The following is a 20,676-nucleotide window of genomic DNA, read 5'->3' as shown; positions in this document are numbered from 1 at the left end:
GGGAATTTACCGTGTCCTGCTTCCTTTGACGTTTGACACCACACCCGGCAGGTGCAACAATCAAAAACAAGTGGCGGACGGGGCGGCAAATGAAGTTGATGCGATTTTTGAGCAAGATGGCACTGCCTGGCGTGCTGGTACTTGGCTGCGCCGCCACTGCGGCCCATGCGCATTCCCCGGCCGAAGGCGCGCCGCTGTTGCTCGTCAATGCCCCATATCCACCTTACGTCAACCCGCCCGGCGACCCGACGGGAGAGGGCATCGATGTCGAAATCGCGCGCGAAGCGTTGCGCCGCGGCGGCTACACGGTCGCGCTGCGCGTGGTGCCGTGGAAGCGCGCGCTAGCCATGCTCGAGCGCGGCGAGGCCGACTTCACCACCACCATCAGCCGCAGCGGCGATCGCAACCGCTACCTGGCCTGGAGCCCCGGCTACCGCAACTCGGTTCGCTATCGTTTCTATGGACGCAAGGGCGGCAAGGTTACATTGCGCAAATTGTCCGATCTTGACGGGCGCAACCTGGGCCTGACGGTGGGATTTTTCTATCCGCCGGCGATCACCGACCGGCTCGGTGTGTCGCTGCAAACCGGCGCGAGCGTGACCCAGACCGTGCGCATGCTCGACGCCGGGCGCGCCGACTTCATCGTGGTCAACGGCTTGGCCGGCGCCTGGGAGATCAAGCGCCTGGGCCTGGGGGAAAAGCTCGAATTGCAGCCGCTCGTCTTTGCCAGCGACAGTCCCACCTATATGGCTTTTTCGAAAGGGCGCGATCACGCGCTTCCGCTTGCGGCAATGAGCGCCGGACTGAAGAGCATGGAAAAAGACGGCAGCCTGGCGCGCATCGAAAAGAAGTATGCGCCGTAGATTGGCGGCCTTGTTCGTGCCCGTATCGCTCGCCATCGCGCTGGCCGCTTGCAAGCCGAAGACCGTGCCTGCGCCGCGAAGCACCATCTGCAATGATTTGGCCGAGCAAAAGGGGCGGGAAGCGTCCGCGGGCGCCGTTGGCGCGTCACGCCTTTATGACACCGTGGCCGGCACGCAAGTCGCCGTGCCAATGTCGGTGGGCGCGGCCGGGCCGCCCGACGAGCAGTGCAAGGTGGCCGGCATCAATCTGCAATTTTTTTGGCATGGCGCCGCAGATGGAAAATTGATGAGCCAGCAAGCCTGGGAACGCCAGCGCGCGCGCGCGACAGACGCGGTTGCCGGCCACAACGCCCGGCCTTCCGATCCCATGGTGGAGTTTTTTGGCTATTTCGTCCCGCCTTCGTCCGCCAAGCCCGGCGCCGAGCCGGACAAGTGGACATCCGCGAAGCCGCACCGCTTGCAGGGCCATCCGGAGCTTGTCGTCTATCCCGTCGCCGATTGGCCGGGCCCCGGATTCGGGACCGCCACGCTCGACGATCCCGGCTCGTGGCGTCCCCAATTCGAGTTTCGCGGTCTGCTCGACGGTTGGAAGCGTCCCGTATTTTTTTCATGCTCGGGTATCGGGCTGCGTTTTGCCGGGGAGGGCATCGTGGCGCTTGCCCATGAAATACCGGAAGGGATGACCTGCCTGGCCTATTTCTCCGTCTCGGAGACCAGCGGCGGGCATATCCGGGTCAGGGATCGGGCGTTTCTATCGCGCGGCGAGGCCATCATCAAAGCGGTGATCGCCGAAGTGAACTCGTACACGGTTCCCGCCAAATAGGACGTCATCGACGGCTTGCCAGCCGCCGCGCGCTCGAACGCACCATGCGCCCGCGCACCTTGCCGGCGTTTTCCGGCCCGCCGCCCGCTATGCATTTCTGAATAGCAAGGCCGATGGTGATGCAAAAATGGATGGCCCGTCGCGCGAACATCAACAAGCCCGCGCTCGGCGGGCCTGCGCGGCGCGGGCCGGCGCCTATTGCTTGACGACCTTGCCCTGCGTCATTACAAAGCCGACAATGCCGAGTTGGCCGACGTCTTGCAGGGGACTGCCCGCGACGGCGATGATGTCGGCGCTCTTGCCGGCCTCGATCGAGCCGGCGATGGCCGAAATGCCGAGCAGGTCGGCGGCGTTGACGGTGGCCGCCTTGATCGCCTCGGCTGGCGTCATGCCGAATTCGACCATCATCGCAAACTCCTTGGCGTTGTCGCCGTGCTTGGAAACGCCCGCGTCCGTGCCGAAGGCGATCTTGACCCCGCGCGCGTGCGCCAGCTTGAGCGACTTGCCGGTCACGCCCAGGCGCCACTGTATCTTCTTGAGCACGTCGGGCCGGTAGGCGTTGGGATCCTTGGCCAGGCGCGCGCGGTAACCGAGCACGGTCGAGAGCGTCGGCACATAGTAGGCGCCGGACTTGAGGAACAGTTTGACGCTGGCCTCGTCGAGCATGGTGCCGTGCTCGATCGAGTCGGCCCCGGCGGCCAGCGCGGCGTCGACCCCGTCGTTGCCGTGGGCGTGCACGGCGACCTTTTTGCCGTACATGTGGGCCGTGTCGATCACCGCCTTGATCTCGTCGTCGAACATTTGCTTGCCGAGGCCGACGCCGATTTTGCTGTTGACGCCGCCCGTGGTCGCCATCTTGATCACGTCGGCGCCGCGCCCGACCTGCAGCCGCACCGCGCGCCGGCAACTTTCGACGCTGTCGCAGACATTGGTGACGTCGGACTCCTTGCGCACCCAGTCGGCGGCGCCGTTGCGCCCGTCCATGTGGCCGGCGGTCGCCGAGATCGGGGTGCCGGCGTCGAGGATGCGCGGTCCCTGGACCCAACCTTTGGCGATGGCGTCGCGCAGCGACAGCGTGAAGCCGTCGCTGCCGTCGCCAAGGTTGCGCACCGTGGTGAAGCCGGCCTGCAAGGTCTTGTTGGCGTTCATGCCCGCCTCGTAGGCCCAGTCGGCCGGGTTGGTGCTCATCGCGGCGGCGCTCTGTTCGGCGCCGGCGCGGTCGGTGGTGAGGTGCACATGGCTGTCGATCAGGCCGGGCAGCACGAACTTCTGGCGCAAGTCGATCACCGTCGCGCCTGGATACTTGTCGGCGCCGACGAAACCGTCGAGCACGGCGCTGATGGTGCCGCCGTCGACGACGATGGTCGAGGCGCCGCGCGGGGGCTGGCCCGGACGGTCGAGCAGGGATCCGGCCTGGACCAGCGTGACCGCGGCCGCGCCTTGCGCGCAGAGGGCCAGGGCGGTTGTCAATACGGCTTGCTTAAATACGGTCATTGTTTATTCCTAGAAAGTAATGCCGCAGAGAGTAGCACGGCGCGCAGTGCTTGAACATCGAGCCGGAAAAAAGCCCGCGACGGGCGGGCTTTCTGCTCAAGGATGAAAGACGCGGCCGGCCCCCGTTGACGCCTATTTCCTCTTTGGGGCAACACGGGCGAAGCGCGCCCACTTGACCTCCCTGTCGAAGGAATTGATTTCGTTCCAGCCCGGTTCGTAGTCGCCATCCTTCAGTTCGGGCAGTTCGCGCTCGAGCATCTGCCTGAGCGCGGCGACCTCGCCGGTCTTGCTGCCGCTGAAAGGGCGCGTCACGAGCACGTTTTGCACGGCCAGCGCCTGCACGTTGTAGACGCCGATGTTCTTGTAGCTGAACGGGCGCACGCTGTAGGGGCTGCTGATCGGCACGTCGAAGTTGGCCAGGGTCAACCCGCTGCCCTGCGTCAGGCGGCTGACCTGTCCGTGCGGCCAGCCGGCGATCGTGAAGGCCGCGTAGGCATGGCCCGCGAGCACTTTTTTGAACGCGGCCTCGTCGCTGTCGACGTCGATGTAGCGCATGTTGTAGCCGAGCACCTTGTCGAGCTGGCGCACCATCAACTGGGCCGAACCGACCAGGGCGACCGGGGCGCCGCGCAACTCCGACATTTTCGCGATGCGGAAGGTCCGCGTATCACCCTTGAGCACACCGAATTTTTTCGGCCCTTCGAGGCTGAAGCCATTGGCGGAGGTGACGATGTGCAGGTAGTTGCTGTTGAGCGAAGCGACGACCAGCAGGCCGGCGACGCTGGCATCGCCTTCGGCCATTTTGGTCAGCGCGTCGATCGGCACGATGCCGACGTCGGCCTTTTTGACCGACAGCGTGGTCAGGTTGTCGAGTCCGCCATCGGTATGCACCTCGCACAGCGGCATCGCATGTTTCGACACCCTGAGCATGTCGGCGAACAGTTTCGAGTAGCCTTTTCCGGCCGGCCCGGTCGCCACTTTCAGGCCGTCGCAAGCGGCCGGCGGCGCGCCGTCCATTCTGGCCGCGTGCGCCGCCGGGATGGCCAGGGCGCAGATCAGTCCAATCAGCAAGTGGTTTTTCATGGTGTTTTTCCTTTTTTTGTTGTCAGGCTTACAGGTTGAAGTTCTTGCTTGACTGCTGGGCCGGGTCGTCGTGCCGGACCGGCGCGCTGTCGTCGGGACGGGGGGCGGCGAATATCGCCGCGAGCACCAAGAGCATGACGATCACCGTGCCGCCCCAGCGTATGACTCTCCAAAACATGTTCTACCTCCTTGCTTGGTCGTAGCTTGCGATCCGGATCGACGCCAGGTCGATCGACAAGCCGTCGTCGAACGACAGCTCCTTTGCGCTGCTTAGTTTCTCCGCCTCCATTTCAAGTTCCGAGAACACCTGGTTGAAATTGTCGCGCACGCTGTCGAAGGCCTCGTCGGCGAGCATCTGGTTGAGCAGTTCCTGGCCGCTGGTGGCGTTCAGGTTCTGGAGCGCCGCCTGGCCGGCCTGGCCGAACTTCCATTCGAACTTCTTGTCCTCCACGACATCATTGAGTTGCATCAGGGCCAATTCGGCGTTTTTGTGCTTGGCGACCAAGAGCGCGTGCGCTTCCTTCATGGCCTTGAGCGCGTTCTCCTGGCGCGAGGCGTCGTAGCCCGGTTTTTGGCGTTTGCGCTCTTCGATCATGTCGCCCATGCTCTTGATCTGGGCGCCGATCCCGACCACCGCCTGCTTGAATGACACCACGCGCTGGCGCTTTTGCAGCAGAAAGTTCTGCAACTGGTCGATCGGGTTGGCGCGCGCTTCGGCCTTGCGCGCCGCCAGCACCCGGTTTTCGAGCTTCTGCCCCAGCAGCGGCAAAGTCTGGAACAAGCCCACCCCGGCCGCGCCGATGAGTGCCAGCGCGAGCAGCCCGAGTCCGCCAGCCACCGCGCCCCAGACCAGCGGGGCGAGGGCGGCCAGCGCGCACACGCCGAATAGTGCCGCCGCGATACGCACGGCCCATACCCGTTGTGCCGCGCTTGAATGCTTCTGTGCATCGAAGTTGTTCACTTGTGTCTCCCGTCCGTTTAGAAGTTGTCGAAAATCAGTCGCCACCGCACCCGCCGCCGGCGTCGCCCGCGCCGCACCATGCTGTGCTGCCGGCACCGCATCCGCTGTCGTTTGCATGGGCTTTTTTGTGCACTACGCAGTACTCTTCAAGCGGGATCAGTCCGGCCTCGAGCAGCGCGACGGGCGCCAGCGCGCGCGGGAAGTGGGGCTTGCCCTGTTCGGCGCCGCTCGGGTCGATGCGCCGGAAACCGACTTGCCCCGTTGCTATCGAGTAAGCATATCCGCCCGGCATGCGCAGCATGCGATCAAGCGCAAACAAGCGAGGCAGTCCGGTCCCGGCCGCCGGCAATCCGTCGAACCTGCGCGCCATGACCAGGCGGTTGGCGAGCGCCTGGTCCATGCCCGGGCGCGTGGCGCCCGCTTCGGTGTGTGGGATGTTGCCGCCGAAGTGGCGGCGGCAGAAGTGGCCCTCGGTCGCGCGGGCGAAAAAAAAGGCATCCGATGGGATGCCTTTGAATTCGTGTCGCGCCGTGCGTTTCGAGCACGCGCACAAGGTGGGGGGATGTCCGACATTGCGCGCCGGTGGCGGGAATTCTCGCATGCCCGCCCGGCGCGGAAATTGTTGATGCCTCCAAGTAGTCTGCCGATCATACTGCCATCTCCTTTTTTGTTTTTATGGCGTCAATATATGACCGGAATATGACGGCTTGATGACAAAAAAGAAGCGCTAGCAAGTCCAGATAATTCACACTTGCATAGATGCAACACGATTATAATTATCGGGGGACTTCCGCTCACAAATGCTGTGTGCAACAAATTGAACCAGAGGATAGGCATGGCAGAGGTGACAAATTTGACGGCGTCTTCTGTCATCCTCGTGGTCGATGACACGAAGCATAATTTGACGCTGATGCGCGACCTGCTGGGGCCGTATTACACGGTCAAGCTGGCCGCCTCGGGCGCGGAAGGGCTCGACATCGCCAAAACCACGCCGCCCGACCTGATCTTGCTCGACATAATGATGCCGGGGATGGATGGGTACGAGGTTTGCCGGCAGCTCAAGGCCATGCCGGAGTGCAAAGACATCCCGGTGATATTCCTGACGGCGGCGACCGGCATGCAGAACGAGGAGATCGGCCTGGCGCTCGGCGCCGTCGACTACCTGACCAAGCCGATCAGCCGTTCGATCGTGCTCGCGCGCGTGCGCAGCCAGCTTGCGCTCAAGGCGACGCACGACGCGCTGCGTGCCCAGATCGAATTGTCGGAACAATCGAACCTGCGTGTGCAGAATCTGCTGTACAACATCTTCCCGATCGAAATCGCCGATGAGTTGTCATCCTCGGGCCAGGTGCTGCCCGTGCGGCACGAGTCGGCGTCGATCCTGTTCACCGACTTCAGCGGCTTCACACACATCGCGGCCACCATGCCGGCAAGCTACATGGTGTCGGAGCTCAACGAGATTTTCGCTGCGTTCGACGACATCTGCGACGAGCTCGGCGTCGAGAAAATCAAGACCATCGGCGACGCCTACATGGCGGCGGCGGGCCTGCCCAGGCCGTGCGCCGACCATGCGTCGCGCTGCGTGCGCGCGGGCTTGCGCATGCACCAGTTCCTCAACGAGCGCAACGTCGACGCTCCGTTCAAGTGGCCCCTGCGCGTCGGCATCCACACGGGGCCGGTCATCTCGGGCGTCGTCGGCAAGCGCAAGTTCGCCTTCGACGTCTGGGGCGACACCGTCAATGTCGCGTGCCGCATGGAGATGTCGGGCCAGATCGGTAAGGTCAACATCTCGGCCTACACCTACGACCAGGTCCGCGACGACTTCGATTGCGAGTACCGGGGCAAGGTCAACGCCAAGGGCAAGGGCTTGCTCGACATGTACTTTGTCAAGTCAGCCTCGAACTAGCGCGCGCAGCCAGCTTCCTCAAAAAATCCCGAGGTTATCGTCACGAACAGCTGATTGATTAATCAATGCGACAGTGTTGGCGCGCTGCCAAACGTTTCGCCGATCATGTTCCCGTGGCTCAAAACCAGTATCATCTGCACCTCACAACTAGGTTTGGAACGCGAGCATGGGAATTTTCGACTGGTTCAAGAAACCGCGCGTGTCGTTGGAGCAGCTATCCTACGACGTCGCCTATCAGATTTTCCCCCATCATACGCATCATAAGATGCCCGAGTTGCTCGCGATGGTGGCGTCCGATCCCGCGAACGTCGGCAAGGTTTTCTATTTCGCCGCGTGTGTGGGCAGGGCGATCCGCGGCCTCGACATCGACGCCGGCAAGTACCGGCTCCACCAGGTCGCACTCGACGCGACGCGCCGCTGCCTGGTGCTTGAATATCCGCAGCCGAAGCCGACGGGCGGTTCCGGCCAGTCCTTTTCGGACTCGATAAAGGCGATCCAGTCGGGCGAGATGGTCATCGCGCCTTTCTTCTCGGCGGCCATCATCGAGGAAGGCCGCGACGCCGTGCGCTTTTTCGTGCTCGGCCAGGCCTCGTTGGGCCCCGGCACCGTGCTCCGCTTCGTCGAGCGGGACGGCCAGAACCGGAACCTCGGTCCCGGTCCGGAACCACGCCTCGAGCTCTTCCTTCAGGCGCTCGCGCGCGATTTCTGACCACCGCGTCGGCAAGACCCGCCCGAAGTGGCTCCGCCGCTACGCGATCAGCGCGAGCGAATTGACCTCGCGCTGGTTGGCCGCGTGCTTGCGTATGATCATGTACATGATGCCGGCGATCGACATGCCGAACAGCACGATGATCACATCGAGGTTCATGTTGAGCGTGAGCATGAGGGCGTAGACGGCCAGCATGGTCAGGATCGACAGGTTCTCATTGAAGTTCTGCACCGCGATCGAGTGGCCCGCGCTCATGAGTATGTGGCCGCGATGCTGGAGCAGGGCGTTCATCGGCACCACGAAGAAGCCCGACACCCCGCCGATGATGATCAGCAGGGGATAGGCCACGTGCACCGAGGTGACCCACGGCATGACTGCCACGATGAGCCCCATAACGATGCCCAGCGGCAGCACCGTCAGCGAATTTTTGAGCGTGATCAGGCGCGCCGACAAGATCGCGCCGAGCGCCATGCCGATCGCGACCACGCCGAGCAGGCCGGTGGCGCTGTCGAACGGAATCTTGAGCGTCTTTTCGGCCCACTTGAGGACGATGAACTGCAAGGTCGCGCCCGCGCCCCAGAACAGGGTTGTGACCGCCAGCGAAATCTGGCCGAGCTTGTCGCGCCACAGGACGCTGACGCATTCGGCGAACTCGGCGATCAGTTTGCTCGGGCTGTGCTTCTGGTTCGGATAGCGCGCACCGGTGTCGGGAATGAACAGATTGAAGATCGACGCCAGCGCGTAGATGCCCATGGTGACGCTGAGCGCGGCCTGGGTCGGCGTTTCGATGCCCGTCGTCACGAATGGCGCGTCCAGCCCGAGCAGGAGCGCCGAGGCCTGGTCGCTGACCATGGCGCCGCCCATGACGGTGCCGAGGATGATCGACATCACGGTCAGGCCCTCGATCCAGGCATTGGCCGGCACCAGCTTTTCGGGCGGCAGCAATTCGGTCAGGATGCCGTACTTGGCGGGCGAATACACGGCCGCGCCGAAGCCGACCAAGCCATAGGCGAGCAGGGGGGGGACGCCGACGAACAGCATGCCGCAGCCGGTGATCTTGATCAGGTTGGCGACGAACATGACCCGCCCCTTGGGCATCGAGTCGGCGAAGGCGCCGACGAACGCGGCCAGCAGGATGTAAAACACGACGAACGATTGCTTGAGCATCGGCGACAGGAATTCCGAGCTGCCCATCCGGATGAGCATGTCGATTGCTACGAACAACAGGGCGTTATCTGCCAGCGAGGAGAAAAACTGCGCTGCCATGATTGTGTAGAATCCACGGTTCATCTAAATATGTCATAAAACGAGTCTGGCCCGCTTTATACCACGAAAGCATAGGCTTTCCCAAGCGCCAGAACGACAACCCGTAGGCTTCGGCGGTCAACGTGACGGCTTCCCCCGGCTGCTGCGCCCCTGGCCAAATGTTTCAGTTGGTAAAATGTCATTCCCGGCTATTGCGGCATGGCGCGGGACGCCCTACAATTGGCCGAGATGCTCTCCCATATTCCCGATGAACTGTTGATGCTGCGCTACGGCGAAGGGGACTTGCTCGCCTTTAAAGAACTGTACGCTCGCCACAGCGGCGGCTTGTACCGCTTCGTCGCGTGGCGCTCGCCGCGCGCCGAATGGGTCGACGAGATCGTCCAGGATAGCTGGGGCAATCTGCACCAGGCGCGCGCGCGCTACCGGCCCGACGCCAAGTTCCGCACCTTCCTTTACCAGATCGCCCGCAACCGCCTGTTGGACGTGTTGCGCCAGCACCAACTGGTGTTGGCCACCGACATGGGCGTCGATGTTGCCGGACAGGACGTGTTTGACGCCTATGCCGATGCGGCGCAAGATGTGCCGACACCCGAGGCCAGGCTTGAGGGCAAGCAACAGATCGCCGGCCTTCACGCCGCGCTCGCATCGCTGCCCAGCGAACAAAAGGAGGCCCTGATTCTGCAACAATTCGATGGCATGAGCCTGGATGAGATCTCGCTCGTGGTCGGCGCGCCGGCCGAGACGGTGAAAAGCCGTTTGCGTTACGCCATGCACAAGATGCGGCAGTGCCTGTCGCCGGCGCAACTGGCGCAGGGGGGGCGTCCATGAGCGACAAGCAATGGATCGACGACGCCGAGTTCGACGCCTTCCTCAAGGGGGAGCACGCGCTTTCCCACGAGCTCAAGTCGATGCCGCAGCCGCAGTCGCCGGCCGCGCTCGACGACGCGATCCTGCAGCGCGTGATGGCCGGGCTGGCCGGGGACGCGCGCGGCGCGCCGGCGGCAAACGATCCCGGCGAGCAAGTTCAGCCGAGGCTGACCAAGTCGTTCAGCGCGCGCTGGCGCGTGCCGGTCGCGCTCGCCGCGAGCGTGCTCTTCGCCGTGGTCGGGGTGCGCCAATGGGAGGGCGACCTGGCGCGGCAGGCGGCGACCGAGCAGGCGGCGACCGAGCAGGCGTTCGGGCAGGAGCCGGTCGAGGTCGCCGCGCCGCCGGCGCCGCCGCTTGCCGATGCGGCCGTCGGCGCGCCTGCCTCGGTCGAGGCGGCGCCATCGGTGCCGCGCGCCGCACCGAAAGAGCGCAGCGTCGTCGCCGCGCGCCCGTCCGCGTCCGCGCGCCCGCCGGTGCCCAAGGCTGCGGCGCCGGCGCCAGTGCCAGTGCCAGTGTTGGAACCAATGCCGGTGCCAATGCCGGCACCCATGCCTTCGCCAGCGCCGGCACCCATGCCTTCGCCAGCGCCGGCCCCGCCGCCGCCGGCCCCGGTCCAGGAGGTCGCGGCCGCCCCACCGCCGCCAAGTGCAGCGCGGGTCGAGGTGACGGGATCGCGCGTGCGGCGCTCGGACGCCGAAGCCGCATCGCCGGTCAGGGAGTTTTCGCGCCAAGAACCTGCTGCGCGCCGGCCACGGGATGCGGCAATGCCACCCTCGTATGATTGGGACAAGAAAGGCGAGGCCGCCACCAAGCCTTCGCTCCAGCCGTCAGCCGTTGCTTCCCCGCCCGCGAACGGACCCGCAAACCAATGGCTTGTCACGATTGATGGCTTGATCGAGTCGGGCGAGCACAGGCGTGCACTTGAGGAATGGACCAAGTTCCGCGCGGCCAACCCGTACCATCCCGTCAGCGACGCATTCCTTGCGCGTATCAAACGTCTTGAAGAGTGACCGCCCGCCGGTTCCGCAGATCGAAAAGTAAAAACCGATGAATCAAGCCGGCCGTCTCCACGCACTCGACAATCTGCGCGCAGTGATGATGTGGCTCGGTATTGTCCTGCACGTGGCAGTCAACCACGTGGCGCAATCGCCCCTGCCCTGGCGCGACGCCGACACGTCGCCGGTGGCCGGCCTGCTCATGATCTCGATCCACGCGTTCAGGATGCCGGTCTTTTTCATCCTGGCGGGCTACTTCGTCGCCTTGCTGGTCGAGCGCCGCGGCCTTGGCGGCATGGTGAAAAACCGCGTGCGCAGGATCGCTTTGCCCTTTGTGATTTTCTGGCCGGTGCTGCTCGTCATGATGGGCGCGCTCGTGATCGCCTTCAATCACCTGATGGCGCGCGGGACCATCGGGTTCGATCCCTCCCTGCTGCCGAAACACGGCTTTGGCAACGGCACGCCGCACACCATGCACATGTGGTTCCTGTATTACCTGTTCCTGTTTTGCCTGCTCAGCGCTTTGATCGGCGGCGCCGCGCAGCGGATGCCAGCCTGGTTCAAGGACGCCTTCGATGCCGCCATGCATGGTTCGGCGCGCAGCTGGTGGGGCGTCTTCGTGCTCACGGCGCCGCTGGCGCTCATCGGCGCGGCCTATCCGGGCGGCATGCTCGTGCTCGACGGCTCTTTCATTCCGAACCCGCCCGAACTGCTCCACAACGGGCTGTTCTTTGTGTTCGGATGGACCCTTCATCGTCACCAGGAAACGCTGTTGCCGCATTATTCCAAGCAATGTTGGTGGTATACGGCGGCCGGCGGCATCGTGTTCTTCTTTTCGCTCAAGTTGTTCAGTATGTTCGCCGTCGATCCGGGCCGGTTTCCCTATATGGACGCGTTGATGGCGTTCAACTACAACCTGGCGGGCTGGCTGCTCAGTTTCGGCATGATCGGCCTGTTCCTGCGCTATCTGCCCCGCCAGAACCGCCTGCTGCGCTATGTCTCGGAAAGTTCGTACTGGGTTTTCCTGGTGCACATGGTAGGGACCATCGGTTTTGGCGTATTGCTCTACAACGCTGCGCTAGGCGCGCCCGCCAAGATGGGGATCAACATCGCGCTCACGACGCTCGCCTGCCTGGGCAGCTATCATTTCTTCGTCCGCAACACGGTCGTCGGGGTCCTGCTCAACGGGCGGCGCCACACGGAAAGGGCCATGCCGGCGGCCGTGCCAGCTTGAACCCGGGCAAGCAAGCACATGCTTTTCTTGTTGCGTCGCAGCATTCTGCTATAGTGGCCTATCTGCCAACTCCCCGGAATGCCATGAAACGCGTGATCTTCAACCAAAAAGGCGGCGTCGGAAAATCGACCATCGCCGTCAATCTTGCCGCCATCGCCGCCCAGCAGGGCAAGCGCACCCTCCTGATCGACCTCGACCCGCAATGCAATTCGAGCCGCTACCTGCTCGGCGCCCAGGCCGCCGAGGTCGCGCCGACCATGGCGGCGTATTTCGAGCAGATGCTCAGCTTTGCCATCTTCGCCAAGCCGTCGTCAAGCTATGTGCACCCGACGCCGTTCGAGAACCTGTCGATCATGGTGGCCCATCCCGAGATCGGCGAGCTGCAATCGAAGCTCGAATCGCGCCACAAGATCTACAAGCTGCGCGACACGCTCAATGAGCTGTCGGACGACTTCGACGAGATCTTCGTCGACACCCCGCCGGCCTATAATTTCTTCACGCAATCGGCGCTGATCGCCGCCGACCGCTGCCTGATCCCATTCGACTGCGACGATTTTTCGCGCCAGGCTCTGTATACAGTGATGAACAATATCGCCGAGATCAAGGCCGACCACAACCCCGCGCTCGAAATCGAGGGCATCGTGGTCAACCAGTTCCAGCCGCGCGCGAACCTGCCCCAGCGCCTGGTCGACGAATTGATCGAGGAGGGCTTGCCGGTGCTGGCGAGCAAGCTGTCGAGTTCGATCCGGATCCGCGAGTCGCACGACCGCAACCTGCCGATGATCCATCTCGATGCGCGCCACAAGCTGAGCCTCGAACTGTTGGCCCTGTACCAGGAGATCGACGCCGCCTGATGTTGCCGGCGCCGCCGGTCAAGGCGCCGTGAGCAGGTCGGCGCGCGGGTGCTCCCATTGCGGCACGTTGCGCGGGCAGGGCTGGTCTTTGAAGCGGTCCAGCCGGATGGTCGAAAAATTGCCGTCGCCACCCGCGCCGAAGCGCGAGTCCCATGCGGTGTCGCCCTCGACGCGCGGGATGCGCGCGAAGCGCAGCCAGGCGTCGGCATGGCAGTTCGTGTTCCTGAGCGCGCGCAGCGCCCGCAGGGAACCGTGATGGTGCTTGGCAAAGGCGACAGCCACATTGGCGTCGGGGCCCAGCGGCGCGCGGCCGAAGCCGCCCGGGCAGGCGGCGGCCGGCAGCAGCGCCGGCGCAATGCTAAGCACACCCTCGCTCAGCGTATAGCTGCCCGCCGCCTCGTCGCTCTGGATCGAGGCGAAGCGCCAGCACAAGGGATTGCTGGGGAAGGCTGACAACGCCGAGTCGGCCACGCGGCTGCCAGCCTCGACCGCATGCAGGGCCTGCGCGAGCTGCCGCCTGGCCTCGCCCGTGGTGCCCCCCTGGAGCGCGATGAATCCCAGCGCGATCCCGAAGGCGCCGGCCAGCACGGCGCGCCCGCCGCCTTGGCCGCGCAACTGGCCCCATGCCACCGCCGCGGCGGCGAGCAGCAGGATCGCAAGCGAGACCGGGTGCAGGAAGCCGAGCCTGGCGAACAGCAGCGGCGCGCCTGTCAGCAACGCCAGCAGGGTGAATTTCACGAAGCGGTTTTGCAGGCGCAAGGCCAGCGGCACCCCGAACGCGACCCAGAACAGGGGCTCGATGATGAACACCATGTCGCCGTAGAACCAGCGCGAGTCGACCGGGTGGAACGGATGGATGCCGTAGGAATTGAGTGAGTCCATCAAGAGGTGCAGCAGGAAGCCGGCGCCCACGCTGAGCAACAAGCCCCGGCGCGCGGCCGCGCTGCCCCCTAGCAGGCGCCGCGCGCCCGGCCAGCACAGCCAGATGAGCGCGCACAGCAAGATCGCCTGCGGCACGGCGTAGAGCAGGGTGTGCGTGTGGCCGCGGTGGTGCAGCAGGTAGCCGAGCGGCGCGGGCAGCAGCGGCGTCAACACCAGGTCGAGGTCGGGGAAATTGCTTGCCGCCCAGGTGGAGGACAGCAGCAGGCGGCGCCGCACGCGCTGCAGGGCGGGGTCGGTTTCCTGCGGCAGGCTGTGGTGGATCAGTTCGCCGGCAGCGAGGCCGACCACGGAGTGGCTCAGATTATCCATGCCCGGATCTTACGGCATTTTGCCGCGATTGCTTGCCTGAAGCCCATCGTGCTCGCTTTGCAGATGAGAACGCGATATGCTGACGCCCAATCAAACTCGCCACCCTGCGGTGGCGAACGCAATCGGAACCCGTCAAGCCGCATGAGTATTGCCACCGAAACGCAACGCGCGCCTTCGCCCGATCCCGTCAAACGACGCCTGGTCGTGGCGATCGTGTTGTCGCTGCTGTTCCACGGTTTCCTGTTGATTTTGCAGTTCGGCATCCCCGGTCTGGGCGTGCCCGATCCGAGTCCGCCGTTGACCGTGCGCATCGCCAATGTGGCGACGCCGCCGGATCCGGCCAAGGCGGCCGCGCCGACGCCGGCCGCGGTTCCGATGCCCGCGCCGTTGCCCACGCCCGTTGCGCCACTTGCTCTGCCCGCGCCGGAGCCGACGCCGACGTCACCGGTCGCACCGGGCATGACCCTGGTCGATCCCGTCGTGCAGCCCGAACCGGTGCCGGCGCCGCCGCCGCGTCCGCCCGCGCGCAAGAAAAAGGCGCGCCAGTCGAAGCGCGTCAGCACCCCGTTGCAGGCCCACGAACTGGCCGAGCCGTCGACCCGCGTGATCGCCCAAAACGAGGTGATCAACGACGATTTCGTGGTGCCGGTGGCGCAGCCGGAAGAGGCGCTCGAGAAGTCGCTCGATCCGCAGGATGCGCAGCTCGGCACCGACGAGGGGGCCGACTCCGCCAGTGCCGTTGCCGACGAGCAGGAACGGGCCGAGGCGGCGCGCGCCGAGGACTTGGCGCAAGCGAAGCTGCGCGAGGAAGAGGAACGCAAGTTGCTCGAGGCCCGGGCCGCCGACGCGGAGCGCGTGCAACAGCTCGCCGCGGCGCAGGCACAGCGCGAGACAGAGGCGCGCGAAGTGCGCGATCGGCAGGCTGCCATCGAGCGCGCCGAGGCCGACACCAAGCTGGCCGAGCAGGCGGCGGCCGAACGGATCGCCGAGAAACAGATCGCCGAGAAACAGATCGCCGCGCAACAAGCTGCCGAACTGCAGGCCGAGCGGATGCGCCGGGAGACGAGCCTGCGGGTGCAGGCGGAGCAACAAGAACGCGAGGAGCAGCAACGCAAGGAGCGCCAGCTCGCGCATGAGGCGGACGCGCGCAAGCTGGCAGTGGAAGACGCGGCGCGCCAAGCCTCCCTGCGCCAACAGCGCGAGGCACTGGCGGCAAAGCAGCAGGCCGACGAATCGGCGGCCCGGCAAAAGGCCGATCAGTTGGCGGCCCAACAACTGGCCGAACAACAAGCGGCGCAACAGGCGGCGCAACAAGCGGCGCAACAAGCGGCGCAACAAGCGCCGCAACAGGCGGCCCAAAAACTCGCGCAGCAAGAGGCGGCCCAAAAACTCGCGCAGCAAGAGGCCGCCCAAAAACTTGCGCAGCAAGAGGCCGCGCAAAAGCTGGCGCAAGCGGCCGAGCAGGCCGCGCAGCAACAGGCCGCGCAAAAGGCGGCGCAGCAAAAAGCCGACCAGCTCGCCGCGCAGCGCGAGCAGGAGCGCGGCACCGCCGCCGGCCGCGGTGCCGGCCGCGCCGCCAGCGACGGCCCCTTGGGCAGCCCGGACGGGTCGGGCAACAAGGCGGTGGTGCCGAACGATTTCTTCAGCAGCGCGGCCGCCAACCGCGCGCGCCAGCTCCCGCGCGGGCTCGACATCCTGACCGGCGCGCCCCCGCGCGCGGGCGGCAACGACGAGCGCGGAGGGCGCCGCGCCTACGTCGGCGCCGGCGAACGCGACGTGTCGCTGCGCATGTATGCCGAAAGCTGGCGCCACAAGATCGAACGCAACGGCGCCCTCAACTACCGGCAGTCCTCGCAAAACCCGGTCGCCGGCGAGGCGCTCGTGAGCGTGGCGATCCGCAGCGACGGCAGCGTCGAGGACATCACGCTGGTGCGCTCGACCGGGCGCGCCGACATGGATGCGGCCGTGATCCGCATCGTGCGCGTGAACGCGCGCTACTCCGCGTTTCCATCAAACATTTCCAGTCGCTACGACGTGATCGAGCTGCGCCGCGTCTGGCGCTTCGACGAGACGCTCACGCTGATCGAGGAAGTGCGCTAAGGACTCATAACACAATAAATTGGACTTTTTAGCTGGCCGAAGCCGGCGCACTGCGGCGTTGCCGGCCGCTTGCAGTGCTCGCACTGCGGCGCGACAGGCGCCTTGCATTGCATCCGGCTGCGGCCGCTAAAAATCCAACTTATTGTCTTACGAGCCCTAAGCAGGTTTCCGCGTCGATTCAATTCGCCGCGTTCGTGCCCGTCCGCAATGCAACCCCGGCCTGCGCTTGTGCCGCGCCGGGGTGGGGCGCCTACCCATTTGATGTGTGGCAAACCCCGGCCCGTTGGGCTCAACTACCCTGATCAGGCAGCCAGTCGGAGGGCCGTGACACGCCCCTTCGCTGGACGTTGCGACGATCTGTTCGAACCGGGTGGACGCCATGAAACTATCAACTTCAAACACCGCACGCGCCATCGCCGCGCCGCACCGCTGGTGCGCCCTGGCGGCGGTGCTGGCCCTGGCGGCCTGCGCCTCGGGTAATCCGGTGGGCGCGGTCGACATCTCCGCCAGCGCCCCCGAGGTCGCCGGTCCGCCCACGCAGCTCATCACCGACGAGCTCATCCGGGCCGAAAAAATTGAGCGCGCCAAGCGCTCCGAACAGAACATCGGCCATCTGGTCGTGCCCAACCCGCCGCCGTACACGATCGACAGCGGCGACGTGCTCTCGATCGTGGTCTGGGACCACCCCGAGCTCGCCGGCGCGGTCGCGCCGCCGGCCACCGGCGAGGCGCTGGCCCAGCCCGGCGTGGCCGGATTGCCGGCCGCCGGCTTCGTGGTCGACCACGAGGGGCGGGTGCAGTTCCCGTTCGCCGGCGACATCAAACTGGCCGGCCTGACCGAGGAGCAGGCGCGCCAACTGCTCGCCGGCAAACTGTCCAAGTACATCAACCAGCCCAAGGTGACGCTGCGGGTGCAGGCCTACCGCAGCAAGCGCATCTATGTCGACGGCGAGGTCAAGACCCCGGGCCTGCAGGCCATCAACGACATTCCCATGACCTTGCTCGAGGCCATCAACCGCGCCGGCGGCCTGCTGCCGACGGCCGACCAGAGCCAGATCGCGCTCGACCGTGGCGACCGGCGCTACACCATCGACATGCGCGAACTGGTGCAAAAGCGCGTCAGCCCCGGCAACATCATGCTGCTGCACGGCGACGTCGTGCGCGTCCATTCGCGCGACGAGGGCAAGGTGTTCGTCTCGGGCGAGGTGGTCACGCCGAAGGCGCTGACCATGCACAACGGGCGCCTCACGCTCAACGAGGCGCTCGGCGAATCGGGCGGCATCAGTCCGCTCACGGGCGACGCGCGCCAGGTCTACATCGTGCGCAAGCGGCCCGACGGGGTGCGCGTCTACCAGCTCGACGCGCGGCGCCCGGGCGCGCTCGCCATGGCCGAACAGTTCGAGCTCTATCCGCGCGACCTGGTCTATGTGGCTGCCTCGCCGCTGGCCAACTGGCACCGCAAGCTGAGCATGTTGTTCCCGGGCGCGCTGACCTCGGCGGTCGGGGTCGCCCGGCCCTGAACTTTTAACGCAACAGCGGGGCGGCCGGTCCTGCGGGTCCGCGCGCCCCATCCGCGCCCCCCGTTGGCGGCCGCGGAGCCAACCGGAGCCACACTGCCATGAACCAGCGCGCCAACCAGCATCCTGTCGCCCACCTGCCGCACGGCCTGCCCGTGTCCGGCCACCTGGTCGAGCCGCGCGCGCCCGAGCAGGCGCCGGGCGCGCACGAGATCGACCTCAAGGCGTGGTTCAACATCCTGCTCGAGAACCGCTGGCTGATCGCCTCCGTGACCGTGTTCGTCACGCTGCTCGCGCTGGTCTACGCGCTCGTGGCCCAGCCCGTGTACCAGGCCAACATGGTGATCCACGTCGAGGAGGAGAGCCCGAACGCGTCCAAAAACATCCTCAGCGAGGCGTCGGCGCTGTTCGAGACCAAAAAGGCGGCGATCGCCGAAATCGAACTGCTGCGCTCGCGCATGGTCATCTCGCACGCGGTCGACAACCTGCGCCTGTACATCGACGTGCAGCCCAAGTATTTCCCGATTGTCGGCTTCTGGTTCGCCGGCCGCGGCACGGCGCGCCTGTCCACGCCCGGCATCTTCGGCCACTTCGGCTATGTGTGGGGGGCCGAGCGCGCCGACGTCTCGATCTTCGAGGTGCCCGAGGCCTGGCACAACCGGGTGTTCCTGGTCACGGCGCTGGGCAAGGACCGCTACCGCGTGACCGACAGCAGCGGCCGCTTCAAGCTCGACGGCAAGGTCGGGGTCCTGCTGCGCGCGAGCACCCGCGCCGGCAATGTCGAATTGCAGGTCGACCGCCTCGCCGCCAACGAGGGCGCCCAGTTCCGCCTGCGCCGCACCTCGCGCCTGGGCGCGATCGAGGCGATCCAGCGGGGCCTGCTCATTTCCGAGCAGGGCAAGCAGTCGGGCGTGATCGAGGTCAAGCTGCAGGGCGCCGACGCGCAGCGGGTCAACAGCGTGCTGGCCGAGATCGGGCGCGAATACATGCGCCAGAACCTGGCGCGCAAGACCGAGGAGGCCGAGAAATCGCTCGCCTTCCTGAACCAGCAACTGCCCATCCTCAAGCAAAAGCTCGACCAGTCCGAGGAGCGCTACAACCAGTTCCGCAACACCCACAGCACCATCGACCTGCGCGAGGAGGCCCGCATCAGCCTGCAGCAGGCGGCCGAGGCGCGCACCCGGCGCATCGAGCTGATCCAGAAAAAAAGCGAGCTGCTGGCCCATTTCACCAACGACCATCCGATCGTCCAGGGCGTGAACCGGCAACGGCTCGAGGCCGAGGCCGACATCGAGGACGTGGCGCGGCGCATCAAGGCCTTGCCGGTGCTCGAGCAGGACGAGGCGCGCCTGACGCGCGAAATCAAGGTCAACACCGACTTGTATACGGCGCTGTCGACCACGGCGCAGCAACTGCGCCTGATCTCGGTGGGGCGCGTGAGCAATGTGCGCTTGATCGACGCGCCGATGGCGCCCGAGACGCCGCTCAAGCCGAACCGCCCGCTCATCGTCGTGCTCGCCGCGCTGTCGGGCGTGTTCCTCGGCGCGCTGCTCGCGTTCGCGCGCCAGGCCATGAGCGGGGGCATCGACGACCCCGAAAAAATCGAACGCATGCTCGGCGCGCGCGTGGTCTACGCCTCGATCCCGCACAGCGCCAACCAGGACCGGCTGGTGCGCCAGGCCCGGCGCAACGAGGGGCGCATGCCGCTGCTGGCGCTGGTCAAGCCCGAGGACGTGGCGATCGAAAGCCTGCGCAGCTTCCGCGCGGCGCTGCAGTACTCGATGCCCCACTTCAGGAACAACATCGTCATGCTCACCGGGCCGGCGGGCAACCTGGGCAAATCGTTCGTGTCGGCCAACCTGGCGGCCGTGATTGCGGCCAGCGGCAAGCGCGTGCTTCTCATCGACGCCGATCTTCGCAACGGCAATCTGCACCGCTATTTTGGGGTGAGCCGCGAGCAGGGCCTGTCGAAGGCGATCGCGGGCATGCTGCCGCTCGAACACATCATCCACCGCGGCGTGGCCGACAACCTCGATTTCATCCCGACCGGGGGGCTGCCGCAAAACCGCGCCGAGGTGCTGCTGCACCTGAACCTCGAAAGCCTGCTCGAAACGGTGAGCGGCAACTACGACCTGGTGCTGGTCGATTCGGCGCCGCTGCTGGCCGTGGCCGACGCGCTCATCATCGGGGTGCACGCGGGCGCCGTGTTCATCGTCGCGCGCGCCGGCGTGACCACCGAGGGCGAAATCAACGAATCGATCAAGCGGCTCAACCATGCCGGCATTTCGCCGCAGGGCCTGTTGTTCAATGACCTCGCGCTGCGCCTGGGCGGCTACGGCTATCCGTATGGTTATGGGGCGGAGCGCCAGCTCGGCTATGCGGGCTGAGTATATTGGAGGGATATAAATCTGGATCCACCGTCATTGAACGGATCCATATGGCAAATAGCTTGCTTTAAACTAAACGTGGTCAGACTTGGGAGGTGCCCCGGAATAAATTGATCAGTCCGCTTAAATAATTTTCTGAAGTGCATAATTGAACGTAGTCATTAATGCACCAAGAAAATTTATTTTCGAAAATGTTGAACCTAATCATTTGATTTAGCTCAAACCTTGCTCATTCATCCCGAAAGAGCGAGGAACTATTCATGATTAAGTTTGCCAATTTTGCAGCCGAAAAACGTGCGGGCGCATTGCTTTGCAGCAGCGCAGCGGTATTGTTGTCGGGATGCGGCGGCAGCGCGGTAGATAACGC

General features: G+C 65.2%; 18 protein-coding genes. 11 read left to right on the top strand and 7 right to left on the bottom strand.

Going from position 1 to position 20,676, the window contains the following annotated elements; translation table 11 throughout:
• Positions 1-116: 116 nt before the first annotated feature.
• Together C7C56_RS10535 and C7C56_RS10530 are read left to right on the top strand one after the other, a co-directional pair.
• Positions 117-863: a substrate-binding periplasmic protein gene (locus C7C56_RS10535; protein WP_219933135.1), complete on the top strand. Its 747-nt coding sequence runs from the start codon at positions 117-119 to the stop codon at positions 861-863.
• 10 nt (positions 864-873) lie between these two features.
• A complete protein-coding gene (locus tag C7C56_RS10530) occupies positions 874-1,686 on the top strand; it encodes a hypothetical protein (RefSeq protein ID WP_146204405.1) in 813 nt (270 codons plus the stop codon).
• Between the two features lie 195 nt (positions 1,687-1,881).
• Here C7C56_RS10530 and C7C56_RS10525 read toward each other — a convergent pair whose 3' ends face one another.
• The 5 genes from C7C56_RS10525 to C7C56_RS28740 all read right to left on the bottom strand — a co-directional run bounded on the left by C7C56_RS10525 (position 1,882) and on the right by C7C56_RS28740 (position 5,624).
• On the bottom strand, positions 1,882-3,180 hold the full coding sequence (locus C7C56_RS10525; RefSeq protein ID WP_106757372.1) for a metal-dependent hydrolase family protein: 1,299 nt from the start codon (positions 3,178-3,180) through the stop codon (positions 1,882-1,884).
• A gap of 132 nt (positions 3,181-3,312) precedes the next feature.
• Positions 3,313-4,263, bottom strand: coding sequence for a TAXI family TRAP transporter solute-binding subunit (locus C7C56_RS10520; RefSeq protein WP_106757371.1), 951 nt, complete (start codon positions 4,261-4,263; stop codon positions 3,313-3,315).
• A gap of 28 nt (positions 4,264-4,291) precedes the next feature.
• Positions 4,292-4,441, bottom strand: coding sequence for a hypothetical protein (locus C7C56_RS28745; RefSeq protein ID WP_181373112.1), 150 nt, complete (start codon positions 4,439-4,441; stop codon positions 4,292-4,294).
• A 3-nt stretch (positions 4,442-4,444) separates the two neighbouring features.
• Positions 4,445-5,224, bottom strand: a complete 780-nt coding sequence (locus C7C56_RS10515) for a hypothetical protein (protein WP_146204404.1) — start codon at positions 5,222-5,224, stop codon at positions 4,445-4,447.
• Positions 5,225-5,258: 34 nt separating this feature from the next.
• A complete protein-coding gene (locus C7C56_RS28740; RefSeq protein WP_181373111.1) occupies positions 5,259-5,624 on the bottom strand; it encodes a hypothetical protein in 366 nt (121 codons plus the stop codon).
• A 435-nt stretch (positions 5,625-6,059) separates the two neighbouring features.
• On the opposite strand from C7C56_RS28740, the gene C7C56_RS30480 reads away from it, so the two are divergent.
• Positions 6,060-7,130, top strand: a complete 1,071-nt coding sequence (locus C7C56_RS30480; protein WP_106757368.1) for an adenylate/guanylate cyclase domain-containing protein — start codon at positions 6,060-6,062, stop codon at positions 7,128-7,130.
• 166 nt (positions 7,131-7,296) lie between these two features.
• Positions 7,297-7,839 carry a hypothetical protein gene (locus tag C7C56_RS10500; protein WP_106757367.1) on the top strand — a complete coding sequence of 181 codons (543 nt, stop codon included), beginning with the start codon at positions 7,297-7,299 and terminating at the stop codon, positions 7,837-7,839.
• Between the two features lie 39 nt (positions 7,840-7,878).
• Here C7C56_RS10500 and lplT read toward each other — a convergent pair whose 3' ends face one another.
• Positions 7,879-9,129 (bottom strand): lysophospholipid transporter LplT, encoded by a 1,251-nt coding sequence (gene lplT / locus C7C56_RS10495; protein WP_106757366.1) that lies wholly within the window; start codon positions 9,127-9,129, stop codon positions 7,879-7,881.
• Positions 9,130-9,333: 204 nt separating this feature from the next.
• On the opposite strand from lplT, the gene C7C56_RS10490 reads away from it, so the two are divergent.
• From C7C56_RS10490 to C7C56_RS10475, 4 genes are all read left to right on the top strand, one after another.
• Positions 9,334-9,933, top strand: a complete 600-nt coding sequence (locus C7C56_RS10490) for a sigma-70 family RNA polymerase sigma factor (RefSeq protein WP_229458582.1) — start codon at positions 9,334-9,336, stop codon at positions 9,931-9,933.
• A complete protein-coding gene (locus C7C56_RS10485) occupies positions 9,930-10,982 on the top strand; it encodes a hypothetical protein (RefSeq protein WP_106757365.1) in 1,053 nt (350 codons plus the stop codon). The genes C7C56_RS10490 and C7C56_RS10485 overlap by 4 nt, the downstream gene beginning before the upstream one ends.
• 37 nt (positions 10,983-11,019) lie before the next feature.
• On the top strand, positions 11,020-12,201 hold the full coding sequence (locus tag C7C56_RS10480; protein WP_106757364.1) for an acyltransferase family protein: 1,182 nt from the start codon (positions 11,020-11,022) through the stop codon (positions 12,199-12,201).
• Between the two features lie 83 nt (positions 12,202-12,284).
• Positions 12,285-13,055 (top strand): ParA family protein, encoded by a 771-nt coding sequence (locus C7C56_RS10475; RefSeq protein WP_106757363.1) that lies wholly within the window; start codon positions 12,285-12,287, stop codon positions 13,053-13,055.
• A gap of 18 nt (positions 13,056-13,073) precedes the next feature.
• On the opposite strand, the gene C7C56_RS10470 is transcribed toward C7C56_RS10475, so the two are convergent.
• Complete coding sequence (locus tag C7C56_RS10470) at positions 13,074-14,306, bottom strand: metal-dependent hydrolase (RefSeq protein WP_106757362.1); 1,233 nt, start codon at positions 14,304-14,306, stop codon at positions 13,074-13,076.
• A 141-nt stretch (positions 14,307-14,447) separates the two neighbouring features.
• Here C7C56_RS10470 and C7C56_RS10465 point away from each other — a divergent pair, with 141 nt between their 5' ends.
• The 3 genes from C7C56_RS10465 (at position 14,448) to C7C56_RS10455 (ending at position 20,309) form a co-directional block, all read left to right on the top strand.
• The gene (locus C7C56_RS10465; protein WP_106757361.1) at positions 14,448-16,406 is read left to right on the top strand and encodes a TonB family protein; all 1,959 of its coding nucleotides are present in this window, start codon (positions 14,448-14,450) and stop codon (positions 16,404-16,406) included.
• Between the two features lie 379 nt (positions 16,407-16,785).
• Entirely contained in the window at positions 16,786-17,925 is a 1,140-nt protein-coding gene (locus C7C56_RS10460; protein ID WP_106757360.1) for a polysaccharide biosynthesis/export family protein, read from the top strand.
• A 98-nt stretch (positions 17,926-18,023) separates the two neighbouring features.
• The gene (locus C7C56_RS10455; RefSeq protein WP_106757359.1) at positions 18,024-20,309 is read left to right on the top strand and encodes a polysaccharide biosynthesis tyrosine autokinase; all 2,286 of its coding nucleotides are present in this window, start codon (positions 18,024-18,026) and stop codon (positions 20,307-20,309) included.
• The last annotated feature ends 367 nt before the right edge of the window (positions 20,310-20,676 follow it).

It is taken from the genome of Massilia glaciei, assembly GCF_003011895.2.
GTDB classification, from domain to species: domain Bacteria; phylum Pseudomonadota; class Gammaproteobacteria; order Burkholderiales; family Burkholderiaceae_D; genus Telluria_A; species Telluria_A glaciei.
The sequence above is the reverse complement of the archived record's forward strand: the minus strand, read 5'-3'. Positions and strand labels throughout refer to the sequence as shown.

Coding starts and splice junctions, on each gene's coding strand:
- C7C56_RS10535 (WP_219933135.1), top strand. CDS start 117: ATGGCACTGCCTGGCGTGCTGGTACTTGGCTGCGCCGCCACTGCGGCC.
- C7C56_RS10525 (WP_106757372.1), bottom strand. CDS start 3,180: ATGACCGTATTTAAGCAAGCCGTATTGACAACCGCCCTGGCCCTCTGC.
- C7C56_RS10520 (WP_106757371.1), bottom strand. CDS start 4,263: ATGAAAAACCACTTGCTGATTGGACTGATCTGCGCCCTGGCCATCCCG.
- C7C56_RS28745 (WP_181373112.1), bottom strand. CDS start 4,441: ATGTTTTGGAGAGTCATACGCTGGGGCGGCACGGTGATCGTCATGCTC.
- C7C56_RS28740 (WP_181373111.1), bottom strand. CDS start 5,624: ATGGACCAGGCGCTCGCCAACCGCCTGGTCATGGCGCGCAGGTTCGAC.
- C7C56_RS30480 (WP_106757368.1), top strand. CDS start 6,060: ATGGCAGAGGTGACAAATTTGACGGCGTCTTCTGTCATCCTCGTGGTC.
- C7C56_RS10500 (WP_106757367.1), top strand. CDS start 7,297: ATGGGAATTTTCGACTGGTTCAAGAAACCGCGCGTGTCGTTGGAGCAG.
- lplT (WP_106757366.1), bottom strand. CDS start 9,129: ATGAACCGTGGATTCTACACAATCATGGCAGCGCAGTTTTTCTCCTCG.
- C7C56_RS10490 (WP_229458582.1), top strand. CDS start 9,334: ATGCTCTCCCATATTCCCGATGAACTGTTGATGCTGCGCTACGGCGAA.
- C7C56_RS10485 (WP_106757365.1), top strand. CDS start 9,930: ATGAGCGACAAGCAATGGATCGACGACGCCGAGTTCGACGCCTTCCTC.
- C7C56_RS10480 (WP_106757364.1), top strand. CDS start 11,020: ATGAATCAAGCCGGCCGTCTCCACGCACTCGACAATCTGCGCGCAGTG.
- C7C56_RS10475 (WP_106757363.1), top strand. CDS start 12,285: ATGAAACGCGTGATCTTCAACCAAAAAGGCGGCGTCGGAAAATCGACC.
- C7C56_RS10470 (WP_106757362.1), bottom strand. CDS start 14,306: ATGGATAATCTGAGCCACTCCGTGGTCGGCCTCGCTGCCGGCGAACTG.
- C7C56_RS10465 (WP_106757361.1), top strand. CDS start 14,448: ATGAGTATTGCCACCGAAACGCAACGCGCGCCTTCGCCCGATCCCGTC.
- C7C56_RS10460 (WP_106757360.1), top strand. CDS start 16,786: ATGAAACTATCAACTTCAAACACCGCACGCGCCATCGCCGCGCCGCAC.
- C7C56_RS10455 (WP_106757359.1), top strand. CDS start 18,024: ATGAACCAGCGCGCCAACCAGCATCCTGTCGCCCACCTGCCGCACGGC.